The following is an 11498-nucleotide window of genomic DNA, read 5'->3' on the forward strand; positions in this document are numbered from 1 at the left end:
TCGCCGGGGCCGCGTTGCGCCTCGTCGGCACCAGCGCCGCCGGCCACGGCTTCTCGGGCACGATCGGCCCCGGCGAGACCGTGCGGATCTTCACCGGCGCGCCCGTCCCCGAGGGCGCCGACGGGATCCTGATTCAGGAGAATGCCGAGGCCGACGGCGAGACAATCCGCGCCCTCGAAGCGGTGACCGCCCAGAAATTCGTCCGCCGGGCCGGCCTCGACTTCTCCGAGGGCGACGGGCTGCTGGCGGCCGGTGACACCCTCGATGCGCGCCGCTTGGCGCTGGCGGCCGCCGCCGGCCGCGGACGGGTCTCGGTACGCCGCAAGCCCCGCGTCGCGATCCTCGCCACCGGCGACGAGCTGGTGCAGCCGGGCGAGGTCCCGGCCTGGGACCAGATCGTCGCCTCGAACGCCCTGGCGCTCGCCGCCTTGGTGAACGGCGCCGGCGGCGCGGCGATCGACCTCGGCATCGCCGGCGACACGCTTCCGGCATTGGAGGCGGCCTTCGCGCGGGCACGCGCGGCCGAGGCCGACCTTCTCGTGACGCTGGGCGGCGCCTCGGTCGGCGACCACGACCTCGTCCAGACCGCGCTCGCGGCGGAGGGGCTCGAGCTCGGGTTCTGGCGCGTGGCGCTCCGCCCCGGCAAGCCGCTGATGCACGGGCATCTCGGGGACATGCTGGTGATCGGGCTGCCGGGAAACCCGGTCTCGTCGATCGTGTGCGGGCTGCTCTTCGTCGTGCCGGCCGTGCGCGCGCTGCTCGGCGATCCGCGTGCCGGCGCCGACCGCAGCGAGCCGGCCACCCTCGGCCGCGACCTCGACGCCAACGACGGGCGCCAGGACTACATGCGCGCCGTGCTCGACACCGCACCGGACCGGCTGCCGGTGGCGCATCCGGAATCGCGGCAGGATTCGTCGATGCTGGCGGTGCTCGGCCGGGCCGAGGCGCTGCTGATCCGCGCGCCGCACGCGCCGGCCGCGCGGGCGGGCGACCCGTGCCGGATCATCCGGCTCGACCGGCCCCCCCTCTGAGCCCGCGAGGACCCGATGGACTTCCACATCGACCACGTCCACCTGCGCAGCCCCGACGCGGCGGCCGCGGCCGCCTTCTACGTCGACAAGCTCGCCGCGCGGGAGGTCCGCCGCGAGGGCACGCCGACGAGCCGGATCGTGCTCGACCTCGGCGGCCTCACGGTCTTCATTGAGCAGGCGCCGGCCGACCTGCCGCCGCCGGCGCGGGCGCCGCATCTCGGCATCGAGCATATCGGGCTCGGCGTCGCCGACATCGACGCGACGCTCGCCGACCTGCGGGCGCGCGGCGTCACGGTGCTGGTCGAGACCAAGGCGATGCGGCCGGGGCTGCGGATCGCCTTCATCGACGGGCCGGACGGCGTACGCATCGAGCTGCTGGAACGCCGCGACGCCTGATCGCGGCTTACGGCCGGCCGGTCTGCCGCAGCCGTTCCATCACCGCCTCGGGCGTGGCGTAGGCTTCCTGGCGGACGGCGCTCCAGTAGCGCAGGTCGTCGAGCAGGATCGGCACGCCGGTGGTGGCGCAGCGCACGAAGGCGCCGGGCTTGACCACCCGCATCGTGCCGTCGCCATAGGCGACGGCCGCCTCGCCCCCCGCTCCGCGCTCGTAACGGCCCAGCATCGTCGTCCCCGGATGATGACAATCGTTCCCAGCGTTCTAGAACGCGCGCTCGGCGAGCGAAAGCCGGCGGCGCGCACGCCCCTGCCGCCTCGCCCGCCCTCTCGACAGCCCGGCACGGCCGGTGCCAATGATCGCGGATGCCGGGCTCCCCCCCTCTCGACCTCGCCGCCCTGTTCGACGCCGCCGCCGCGGCCCGCGCCCGGGCGCACGCGCCGTACTCGCGCTTCGCGGTCGGCGCGGCGCTCCGCGACGAGAACGGCGCGATCCATGCCGGCTGCAACGTCGAGAACGCGGCCTACCCGGTCGGCACCTGCGCCGAGGCCGGGGCGATCGCCGCGATGATCCTGGCCGGCGGCCGGCGCATCCGCGAGATCCTGGTGCTCGGCGACGGCAGCGGCCTCGTCACGCCCTGCGGCGCCTGCCGCCAGCGCATCCGCGAGTTCGCCGCCCCCGAGACGCCGATCCACGCCGCAGGGCCCGGCGGGGTCGCGGAGAGCTTCACCCTCGAGGCGCTGCTGCCGGCCTCCTTCGGTCCGGAGACGCTCGGTGGCTGATGCGGTCGAGACCCTGCGCGCGGCGGGCTTTGCCGGGCCCTACGCCTGCGCCATCGTCGCCGGCACCGGGCTCGGCGGGCTCGCGGACGCGCTCGCGGACGCGGTCTCGCTGCCCTATGCCGACATCCCCGGCTTTCCGGGCGCCGGCGTCAGCGGCCATCGCGGGCGGCTGCATCGCGGCGTGATCGCCGGGCGCCCGGTGCTGGTGCTCGAGGGCCGGGCCCACGCCTACGAGCACGGCGACGCGGCCGCGATGCGCATCCCGATCGCCGCGGCGAAGGCGCTCGGCGCCGCCTGCCTGCTGCTCACCAACGCCTCCGGCTCGCTGATGCCGGAGGCCGGTCCCGGCAGCCTCGTGCGGCTGTCCGACCACCTCAACCTGTCGGGGATGAACCCGCTGATCGGCGAGCCGAGCGACGCCCGCTTCGTGCCGATGGTGCGGGCCTACGACCCCGCCCTCAATGCCCGGCTCGACGCCGCGGCGGCGGCCTGCGGCATCCCCCTTCCCGCGGGCGTCTACGCCTGGTTCTCCGGGCCGTCCTTCGAGACCCCGGCCGAGGTGCGGATGGCCGGCCGGCTCGGCGCCGACCTCGTCGGCATGTCGACGGTGCCGGAGGTGATCCTCGCCCGCTTCCTCGGCCTGCCCGTCGCCGCCGTGTCGGTGGTGACGAACCGCGCCGCCGGCATCGGCGACGGCGACCCGCACCATGCCGAGACCAAGCAGGCCGCGACCGCCGCCGCCGCCGACCTGATCCGCCTGATCCGAAGCTTCGTCGCCGGCCTGCCCGCTGGTGATCCATGAGCCTCGGCCCCTTCGAGAGTCCGCCCGCATGACCGATCCGACCTTCGACCCGGCCCTGGTCGCGCGCCGCGCCCTCGCGCTCCTCGACCTGACGGATCTCGGCGACACCTGCACGGCCACGCAGATCGACGGGCTCTGCCGGGATGCCCGCGCGGGCGGCGTCGCCGCCATCTGCGTCTGGCCGCAATTCGTGCATCAGGCGGCGCGCGTGCTGGCTGGCGGCCCGGTGCGGATCGCCACGGTGATCAACTTTCCCGCGGGCGGCGAGGACGTGGACCGCGCGGTCGACGATACGGCGGAGGCGTTGCGCGACGGCGCGCACGAGATCGACCTCGTCCTGCCCTACGGGGCGCTGCTGCGCGGCGATGCGGAGACCGCCCGCCTGATGGTCGAGGCGGTGCGCGAGGCCTGCCCGAAATCCGGCCTGAAGGTGATCCTCGAGACCGGGGAACTGCGCACCGCGGACGCGATCGCCGCGGCGAGCCGGCTGTCGCTCGCGGCCGGCGCCGACTTCATCAAGACCTCGACCGGCAAGAGCCCGGTCTCGGCGACGCCCGAGGCGGCCGAGACCATGCTGCGCGCGATCCGCGAGGCCGGGCGCGGCGGCCTCAAGGTTTCGGGCGGCCTGAGAACGCTCGCCGACGCCGCCGCCTACCTCGCGCTCGCCGACAAGATCATGGGGCCGGATTGGGCGAGCCCCGCCACGGTCCGGCTCGGCGCCAGCAGCCTGTTCGGCGTGCTGATGGCCGCCGCGACCCCGGAGGGGACGTCATGAGGCTGCCGCAGGAGACCATCCGGGACAAGCGCGACGGGAAGGCGCTCGACGCCGACGAGATCGCCGGCTTCGTCGCCGGCCTGACCGACGGGCGCGTCGGGGAGGGCCAGGCGGCGGCCTTCGCCATGGCGGTGTTCCTGCGCGGGATGTCGGTGGCCGAACGGGTGGCGCTGACGCGGGCGATGACGCGGTCCGGCCACGTGCTCGCCTGGGACCTCCCCGGCCCCGTCCTCGACAAGCACTCCACCGGCGGGATCGGCGACGCGGTCAGCCTCGTGCTCGCGCCGATGGTCGCGGCCTGCGGCGGCTACGTGCCGATGATCTCGGGCCGCGGCCTCGGCCATACCGGCGGCACCCTCGACAAGCTCGCCAGTATTCCCGGCTACGACGCGACGCCCGATCTCGCCCGGTTCCACAGCGTCGTCTCGGAGGTCGGCTGCGCCATCATCGGCCAGACCGCGGACCTCGCGCCGGCCGACCGGAAGCTCTACGCGATCCGCGACGTGACCGGCACGGTGGAATCGCTCGATCTCATCACCGCCTCGATCCTCGCCAAGAAGCTCGCGGCCGGGCTCGACGGTCTCGTGATGGACGTGAAGGTCGGCTCCGGCGCCTTCATGGCTAGGATCAACGAAGCGCGGGCGCTCGCCGACAGCATCGTCGCGGTGGCGAACGGCGCCGGCCTGCGCACCGTCGCGCTGATCACCGACATGGACGCGCCGCTGGCGCATGCCGCCGGCAACGGGCTGGAGATCGCCTACGCGGTCGACTACCTCACCGGGCACCGCGAGCCACGCTTCCACGCGGTGACGCTGGCGCTGGCGGCCGAGATGCTGGTGGCCGGCGGGCTCGCACCCGACACGCGCGACGCCGCGGTGCGGCTGGAGGCGAGCCTGTCCTCGGGGCGGGCGGCAGAGCGCTTCTCGCGCATGGTCTCGGCGCTCGGCGGCCCGGCCGACCTGATCGAGAAGCCGGCAAAGCACCTCTCGGCCGCGCCGGTGATCCGCGAGGTGCGCGCGGTCGGCACGGTGGAACGGGTCGCGACCCGCGCGATCGGGCTCGCGGTGATCGGCCTCGGCGGCGGCCGGACCCGGCCGGAGGACGGGATCGACGGGCGCGTGGGATTCTCGCAACTCGCCCGGCCGGGCGATGCGAGCGGACGGCTCGGGATCGTGCACGCGGCCGACGCGGCGGCGGCCGATCGGGCCGAGGCCGCGTTGCGGGCAGCCTACAGTCTCCGGGCGACGCCGGCCGAGGGGCCGCCCGAGGGACCGGTTGTGCTCGAGCGGATCGCCCCGGCGACATGAAAGGGGCCGGTGGTTCTCACCACCGGCCCGGTCTCGCCTACCAGCCGCCGCGGCCGTATCCGTAGCCCCGGCCGTAGCCGTAGCCGCGATGATGGTGATGATGGCCGAAGCGCGGGCCGCCCCAGCCGAAGTGGCGGGGGCGCGGCGGGCCGTAGCCGAAGTGGCGCGGGCCGTGGCCGAAATGACGGGGGCCGTGACCGTAGCCGTAGCCATACTGCGCCTGGACCACGTCGGCGGGGGCCCCGGCAAGCGGAGCGGGTGCGAACGGTGCGGCCTGGGCCGGCGCCGCGACGGCGAGGCCGCCGGCGAACGCGAGGGCCGCGAGGGCGAGGCGGGTTCGGGTCGGCGTCGTGGACATCGGCGGTTCTCCTTCTCGGGCGACCGGCTGCTCGCGCACCGGCCTTGAGAGGAGAAGTAGCAACCAGCACCTGAATGCGACCTGAGGCCTACGCTCAGCTCGCATTGGGGCACCCCGCCGATCAGGGCCGGCGGTAGACCCAGACCCGGGCCGGCGGCAGGTTGAGCCAGACCCGGTTCGAGCCGCTGGCGGTGTAGCTGCCCAGCGCGCAGCGCGCCGGGATCGGCGGCACGACGGCGTAGGTGAACTGCACGAACGGCGCGCCGGGATGCATCAGGTCGTGGGCGGTGTTGAGCAGGTCGAGGCGCTGCTCGAGCGGCTTGGTGAACAGCGGCAGGCTCGAGACCGTCGCGGCCGCCGGCCCGGTCAGCACCGCGCCGACGCTGCCGCGAATGTCGTAGGCATCGCCGCGCACCACGGTGACGCCGGGGAACCGGCGCTTCAGCAGGGTGCAGAAATCGGGGTTGAACTCGATAAGCACCAGCCGCTCGGGCGCGACGCCCCGGCGGATCAGCGCCTCGGTGACGGGGCCGGTGCCGGGTCCGATCTCGATCACCTGGCCGGGGACGGCCGGATCGACGTAGGCCGCCATGGTCCGGGCCAGCATCTTGCCGGACGGGGTGACCGAGCCGGTGACGAGGGGGCGCTCGAGCCAGGACTTGAGGAACCGCGCCTCGTCCTCCAGCGGATCGCGCCGCACCTTCGCGTTCACGGACGAGGCTTTCGCACTGGAACGACGTAGCGGCGGCAAGTCCGATGTTCCTTCAGGTCCGATCGCGACGTTGCGATCCCGGCGGTCAGCGCAGCGGTCGGCACATGTCTTACAGGCAAGGTTGCGCTCGTGCCTAGCGCATTGCGATCACACCAGCCTCGGCGATCGAAGCGACCTCGGCCGAAGGCTCAACCGGGGCCGGCCGGTTTTGATCCGCCCGGCCCCGCATCTTGCGTTTCCCGCTACTGGCGGGCGGTGCCGCCGAAGCCGCCGAGGAAATCGCGCACCTTCGAGAAGAAGCCGGCGGCCTCCGGATGATTGTCGTCGGAGGCGGTCTGGCCGAACTCCTGGAGCAGCTCGCGCTGGCGCTTGGTCAGGTTCTGCGGCGTCTCGACGAAGACCTGGATGTAGAGGTCGCCGACCTCGCGGGTGCGCAGGACCGGCATGCCCTTGCCCTTGATGCGGAACTGCTTGGCGGTCTGGGTCCCGGCCGGGATCCGCACCTGGGTCTGCGAGCCGTCGATTACCGGCACGGTGATCTCGCCGGCCAGCGCCGCCGTCACCATCGAGATCGGGACCCGGCAGAACAGGTCGGCGCCGTCGCGCTGGAAGAAGGCGTGCTGCTTGATCGAGAGGAACACGTAGAGGTCGCCGGCCGGCCCGCCGCGCAGGCCGCTCTCGCCCTCGCCGGCGAGCCGGATGCGCAGGCCGTCGTCGACGCCCGCCGGCACGTTGATCGCCAGCGTGCGCTCGCGGTTGACCCGGCCGGCGCCGGCGCAGGCCGTGCAGGGGTCGTCGACGATCTCGCCGCGGCCGTGGCAGTTCGGGCAGGTGCGCTCGATCGCGAAGAACCCCTGCGCCGCCCGCACTCGGCCGTAGCCGGCGCAGGTCTGGCAGGTGCGCGGCTTGGAGCCGGGCTTCGCCCCCGATCCGGCGCAGGTCTCGCAGGTGATCGAGGTCGGGATCTTGATGGTCTCGGCCTTCCCCGTGAAGGCCTCCTCGAGCGAGATCTCCAGGCTGAAGCGCAGGTCGGCCCCGCGCTCGCGGCCCGGTGCGCCGCCGCGCCCGCGGGCCTGCTGCTGGCCGCCGCGGCCGTCGCCGAAGAAGTTGTCGAAGATGTCCGACATGAAGTCGCCGAACTCGTTGCCGAATCCGGGCCCGCCCTGGCCGCCGCCCTGCGTGAAGGCGTCGTGGCCGAAGCGGTCGTAGGCGGCGCGCTTCTGCCCGTCGGACAGGCACTGATACGCCTCGTTGATTTCCTTGAACTTGATCTCGGCGTCCTTGTTGCCGGGATTCTTGTCCGGGTGGTAGGTCATGGCGAGCTTGCGGAAGGCGACCTTCATCTCGCCGTCCGACGCGGTCTTGGCGACGCCCAGGATCTCGTAATAGTCCCGCTTCGACATGCCTTGCCTCGATAGTCCCTAACGATCCGTCCGCCTGCCCCAGGCAGTCGGCGATGTCGCTGTTTCCGCGTCTTGAAGGGTCGTGTCGCGCCCGGGCGGCCGCCCGTTCCGCGCGGGCGCCGGAGCGGCTCCCGGAATGACGGCCCGAAGCCGAACCCGCAAGCGAAAACGGGACCGGATCGCTCCGGCCCCGCTTCAGGATGCGCGCGGAGCTTACGCCCGCTTCTTCTGGTCCTTCTCGTCGACCTCCGAGAAGTCGGCGTCGATGACGTCGTCCTTCTTGGCTTCCTGGCCGGCGGCGGCGTCCGGACCGCCCTCGGGGGTCTGGCTCGCGGCGTACATCGCCTCGCCGAGCTTCATCGAGGCCTGCATCAGGTCGGTGGTGCGGGCCTTGATCGTCTCGACATCCTCGCCCTCGAGCGCGGTCTTGAGCGCGGTCATCGCCGTCTCGATGCCGCCCTTGTCGGCCTCCGAGACCTTGTCGCCGTACTCCTTGACCGACTTCTCGGTCGCGTGGATCAGGCTCTCGCCCTGGTTCTTCACCTCGACGAGCTCCCGGCGGCGCTTGTCGGCCTCCGCGTTCGCTTCGGCGTCCTTGACCATCTTCTCGATGTCCGCGTCCGAGAGGCCGCCCGAGGCCTGGATGCGGATCTGGTGCTCCTTGTTCGTCGCCTTGTCCTTGGCCGTCACGTTGACGATGCCGTTGGCGTCGATGTCGAAGGTCACCTCGATCTGCGGCATGCCGCGCGGGGCCGGCGGAATGCCCATCAGGTCGAACTGGCCGAGCAGCTTGTTGTCGGCCGCCATCTCGCGCTCGCCCTGGAAGACCCGGATGGTGACCGCGTTCTGGTTGTCCTCGGCCGTCGAGAAGGTCTGGCTCTTCTTGGTCGGGATCGTGGTGTTGCGATCGATGAGCCGGGTGAACACGCCGCCCAGCGTCTCGATGCCGAGCGAGAGCGGGGTCACGTCGAGCAGCAGCACGTCCTTGACGTCGCCCTGGAGCACGCCGGCCTGGACCGCGGCGCCGATGGCCACGACCTCGTCCGGGTTGACGCCCTTGTGCGGCTCCTTGCCGAAGAACGACTTCACGACCTCTTGGATCTTCGGCATGCGGATCATGCCGCCGACGAGCACGACCTCGTCGATCTCGGAGGCCGAGACGCCGGCATCCTTGAGCGCCTTGCGGCACGGCTCGATCGTGCGCTGGACCAGATCGTCGACCAGCGACTCGAACTTGGCGCGGCTGAGCTTGAGCGCGAGGTGCTTCGGACCGGTGGCGTCGGCGGTGATGTAGGGCAGGTTGATCTCGGTCTGGGTCGCCGAGGACAGCTCGATCTTGGCCTTCTCGGCGGCCTCCTTGAGGCGCTGGAGGGCGAGCTTGTCCTTGGTCAGGTCGATGCCCTGCTCCTTCTTGAACTCGGCGGTTAGGTACTCGACCACGCGGTTGTCGAAGTCCTCGCCGCCGAGGAAGGTGTCGCCGTTGGTCGACTTCACCTCGAACACGCCGTCGCCGATCTCGAGGATCGACACGTCGAAGGTGCCGCCGCCGAGGTCGTAGACCGCGATGGTGCCGGCCTTCTTCTTGTCGAGACCGTAGGCGAGCGCGGCGGCCGTCGGCTCGTTGATGATGCGCAGCACCTCAAGGCCGGCGATCCGGCCGGCGTCCTTGGTCGCCTGGCGCTGGGCGTCGTTGAAGTAGGCCGGCACCGTGATGACGGCCTGCGTCACCGGCTGGCCGAGATGCGACTCGGCGGTCTCCTTCATCTTCTGAAGGGTGAAGGCCGAGATCTGGGACGGCGAGTACTTTTTGCCGTCGGCCTCGACCCAGGCGTCGCCGTTGTCGCCGCGGACGATCTTGTAGGGCACGAGGCCCTTGTCCTTCTGCGTCATCGGATCGTCGTAGGTGCGGCCGACGAGGCGCTTGATGGCGAAGAAGGTGCGCTCGGGATTGGTGACGGCCTGGCGCTTGGCCGGCTGGCCGACGAGGCGCTCGCCGTCGTCGGTGAAGGCGACGATGGACGGCGTGGTGCGGGCGCCTTCCGCGTTCTCGATGACCTTGGGCTGCGAGCCCTCCATCACGGCGACGCACGAATTGGTGGTGCCGAGGTCGATGCCGATGACTTTACCCATGGTGGGATCCCTTTTGTTGGTTGCGATCAAGCAGACCGCCGAGCCCCGAAGCAGCTCGGCCCATGGCGGTGTGGTGTGAGAAGATGTGGAGACGGAACCGGGGCCGGAACAAGGGCCGCGAACGGCTCCAATCCCATGCTTAATCCCGCGTCTCGCCGGATATAAGAAGGGCGATGCGGGCTCGCAAGGCGAAGCCGGGCCCCGAGATGCGCGATCCGTGCAAGTCCTTGCGCCGGCTCGGCGAATGCGGCCGGACGGTCGGTTTCTCCGCGGGCTCGCCCCTGCATTGCATCCCGGCGGCTCGAATTCGACCTGTAGGCCCGCAAAGCGCACGTCGTGTCGGCCTGCATCTTGTTGCCCCTCGGCCACGCCCGCGCCATCGAAGGCGTGTTAACGCTTCGTGAAGAGCGTCCGGCAGGGTGCGAGGCCGGCATCGCGCGGGCCACCTGCCGCCGTCCCCGGCCCGAAAGACCCGATGCGTCCGACCCGCAGACCCGTCCTCCCGTTGCTCGCGGTCCCCTGCCTCGCCCTCGCGGCCCTGATGCCCGGCGAAGCCTCGGCCCAGAACTTCTTCGAGGAGCTGTTCGGGATCGGCCGCGCAGCCAAGCCTCCGGTTCCGCCGCGCGGCGTCCCGACCGCCCCGCCGTCGGGACCCATCCCCGGCACGCCGCTTCCCGACGATCCGTCGGCACCGTTGCCCGACGCGCCGCGCCCTGCGGCGCCCGCCCGGCCGGTGGTGCTGAAGGCGCCCTCGGAAGACGGCGTCGTCGGGCAGGAGCTGATGCTCAACGGCCTGACCGGAAGCCTCAAGCTCGAGCGCTCGGGATCCGGGATGGCGGCCAGGATCACGCTGCCCGGCACCAAGGTCTCGCAGCCGACCGAATCCTGCAAGGTGCCGCTCGGCGGCGGGCCCGTGTCGCTGACCTCCGAGGGCAAGCCCGAGGGCGTGCCGCGCTACGAGGCGGCCGCCGCCGAATGCCCGCTGCGCTTCGACGTGACGGAAGGAGGCGTGCTGGTATCGAGCCTCGGCCCGACCCCGCTATGCACGTTCTCGGCGCAGGATTGCGCCACCGCCCCGGTCGGCCTGTGGGGGCCGGCCGCCGCCGGCCTGATCCCGCGCTCGGCCGAGTTCGACTCGGCCCGCGGGGTCGCCGACAAGGCGGTGCGCGAGAACTACAAGCTGATGACGCAGCGCGCCCGACGCGAGGACGTTCGGCCGATCGTCACGGAGCAGGCCGCCTTCTCCTCGGACCGCGAGCAGCTCTGCCGGACCTACGCCCGGGAGGGCGCTCACGGCTTCTGCCATCTCCGGGTCACCGAGAACCGCGCCCTCGCGCTGGCCACCCGCCTCGGCGTCACCGTCACCACGACGGCCACGCCCGCAGCGACGCCCCGTCCCCGTCGCAAGCCGCCGGTGGAAGGCATGAATCCCGACAGCGGAACGCCGGCTCCGCAGGCCGAGTAGACGCGCGACGTCCCTGTGCCGTCATCTGGCCGTGCCCCCTCCCCTGCCGGGGACGCGCAACGGCGGTCATCAGGTGGAATGTCGGACCAGGGCTTTGGCAGAGCCGCAGGCGACCGTTATCGCCTCGGCGTCGCCTGCTGTCCCTGAACGCAAACAGCCGGCCTGCGTGGCGCAGGCCGGCTGTTTGCGGTTATGTGAGGTGTATGTGGTGTATTTGGTTGCGGGGACAGGATTTGAACCTGTGACCTTCAGGTTATGAGCCTGACGAGCTACCGGGCTGCTCCACCCCGCGCCAGGGTGCGTGCTGGTCCTCGTGTATGGACCGGCACGTTCGGCGAT

Annotated in this window: 12 protein-coding genes and 1 tRNA gene; 7 read left to right on the forward strand and 6 right to left on the reverse strand. The window is 72.0% G+C overall.

Annotated features, from left to right (window positions below; all coding sequences use genetic code 11):
• Together FV230_RS17185 and FV230_RS17190 are read left to right on the forward strand one after the other, a co-directional pair.
• Nucleotides 1-1031, forward strand: a 1031-nt coding sequence (locus tag FV230_RS17185) for a molybdopterin molybdotransferase MoeA (RefSeq protein WP_147843266.1), incomplete at its 5' end; no start/stop codon positions are given.
• Between the two features lie 15 nt (nt 1032-1046).
• Nucleotides 1047-1427, forward strand: a complete 381-nt coding sequence (locus FV230_RS17190; protein WP_147728474.1) for a VOC family protein — start codon at nt 1047-1049, stop codon at nt 1425-1427.
• Nucleotides 1428-1434: 7 nt separating this feature from the next.
• On the opposite strand, the gene FV230_RS17195 is transcribed toward FV230_RS17190, so the two are convergent.
• Nucleotides 1435-1653 carry a DUF2093 domain-containing protein gene (locus tag FV230_RS17195; protein WP_147843267.1) on the reverse strand — a complete coding sequence of 73 codons (219 nt, stop codon included), beginning with the start codon at nt 1651-1653 and terminating at the stop codon, nt 1435-1437.
• Between the two features lie 137 nt (nt 1654-1790).
• Here FV230_RS17195 and cdd point away from each other — a divergent pair, with 137 nt between their 5' ends.
• Genes cdd through deoA form a run of 4 tightly spaced genes read left to right on the forward strand, consistent with a single transcriptional unit; the run spans nt 1791 to nt 5091 of the window.
• Nucleotides 1791-2207, forward strand: coding sequence for a cytidine deaminase (cdd, locus tag FV230_RS17200; protein WP_147843268.1), 417 nt, complete (start codon nt 1791-1793; stop codon nt 2205-2207).
• Nucleotides 2200-3009: a purine-nucleoside phosphorylase gene (locus FV230_RS17205; RefSeq protein WP_147843269.1), complete on the forward strand. Its 810-nt coding sequence runs from the start codon at nt 2200-2202 to the stop codon at nt 3007-3009. The genes cdd and FV230_RS17205 overlap by 8 nt, the downstream gene beginning before the upstream one ends.
• A gap of 28 nt (nt 3010-3037) precedes the next feature.
• Nucleotides 3038-3784 carry a deoxyribose-phosphate aldolase gene (gene deoC, locus FV230_RS17210; protein WP_147843270.1) on the forward strand — a complete coding sequence of 249 codons (747 nt, stop codon included), beginning with the start codon at nt 3038-3040 and terminating at the stop codon, nt 3782-3784.
• Nucleotides 3781-5091: a thymidine phosphorylase gene (gene deoA, locus FV230_RS17215; protein WP_147843271.1), complete on the forward strand. Its 1311-nt coding sequence runs from the start codon at nt 3781-3783 to the stop codon at nt 5089-5091. The genes deoC and deoA overlap by 4 nt, the downstream gene beginning before the upstream one ends.
• A gap of 37 nt (nt 5092-5128) precedes the next feature.
• On the opposite strand, the gene FV230_RS17220 is transcribed toward deoA, so the two are convergent.
• The 4 genes from FV230_RS17220 to dnaK all read right to left on the reverse strand — a co-directional run bounded on the left by FV230_RS17220 (nt 5129) and on the right by dnaK (nt 9694).
• Entirely contained in the window at nt 5129-5449 is a 321-nt protein-coding gene (locus FV230_RS17220) for a hypothetical protein (protein ID WP_147843272.1), read from the reverse strand.
• Nucleotides 5450-5570: 121 nt separating this feature from the next.
• Nucleotides 5571-6200, reverse strand: a complete 630-nt coding sequence (locus FV230_RS17225; protein ID WP_147843273.1) for an rRNA adenine N-6-methyltransferase family protein — start codon at nt 6198-6200, stop codon at nt 5571-5573.
• A gap of 203 nt (nt 6201-6403) precedes the next feature.
• Nucleotides 6404-7564: a molecular chaperone DnaJ gene (gene dnaJ / locus FV230_RS17230; protein WP_147843274.1), complete on the reverse strand. Its 1161-nt coding sequence runs from the start codon at nt 7562-7564 to the stop codon at nt 6404-6406.
• 213 nt (nt 7565-7777) lie between these two features.
• Nucleotides 7778-9694 (reverse strand): molecular chaperone DnaK, encoded by a 1917-nt coding sequence (dnaK, locus tag FV230_RS17235; RefSeq protein ID WP_147728273.1) that lies wholly within the window; start codon nt 9692-9694, stop codon nt 7778-7780.
• Nucleotides 9695-10169: 475 nt separating this feature from the next.
• Between dnaK and FV230_RS17240 the strand changes: the two genes are divergently transcribed.
• Nucleotides 10170-11159, forward strand: a complete 990-nt coding sequence (locus FV230_RS17240) for a hypothetical protein (RefSeq protein WP_147843275.1) — start codon at nt 10170-10172, stop codon at nt 11157-11159.
• Between the two features lie 215 nt (nt 11160-11374).
• Here the strand turns inward: FV230_RS17240 and FV230_RS17245 are convergent.
• Nucleotides 11375-11451: transfer RNA gene (locus FV230_RS17245), tRNA-Met, on the reverse strand.
• Nucleotides 11452-11498: the final 47 nt, after the last annotated feature.

It is taken from the genome of Methylobacterium sp. WL6, from assembly GCF_008040095.1.
Taxonomy (GTDB): Bacteria; Pseudomonadota; Alphaproteobacteria; order Rhizobiales; family Beijerinckiaceae; genus Methylobacterium.

Bases quoted from the DNA above. Each gene is read 5' to 3' on its own strand.
- FV230_RS17240 (WP_147843275.1), top strand. From the start codon at position 10,170: ATGCGTCCGACCCGCAGACCCGTCCTCCCGTTGCTCGCGGTCCCCTGC.
- FV230_RS17190 (WP_147728474.1), top strand. From the start codon at position 1,047: ATGGACTTCCACATCGACCACGTCCACCTGCGCAGCCCCGACGCGGCG.
- FV230_RS17195 (WP_147843267.1), bottom strand. From the start codon at position 1,653: ATGCTGGGCCGTTACGAGCGCGGAGCGGGGGGCGAGGCGGCCGTCGCC.
- dnaJ (WP_147843274.1), bottom strand. From the start codon at position 7,564: ATGTCGAAGCGGGACTATTACGAGATCCTGGGCGTCGCCAAGACCGCG.
- dnaK (WP_147728273.1), bottom strand. From the start codon at position 9,694: ATGGGTAAAGTCATCGGCATCGACCTCGGCACCACCAATTCGTGCGTC.
- deoC (WP_147843270.1), top strand. From the start codon at position 3,038: ATGACCGATCCGACCTTCGACCCGGCCCTGGTCGCGCGCCGCGCCCTC.
- FV230_RS17220 (WP_147843272.1), bottom strand. From the start codon at position 5,449: ATGTCCACGACGCCGACCCGAACCCGCCTCGCCCTCGCGGCCCTCGCG.
- deoA (WP_147843271.1), top strand. From the start codon at position 3,781: ATGAGGCTGCCGCAGGAGACCATCCGGGACAAGCGCGACGGGAAGGCG.
- cdd (WP_147843268.1), top strand. From the start codon at position 1,791: ATGCCGGGCTCCCCCCCTCTCGACCTCGCCGCCCTGTTCGACGCCGCC.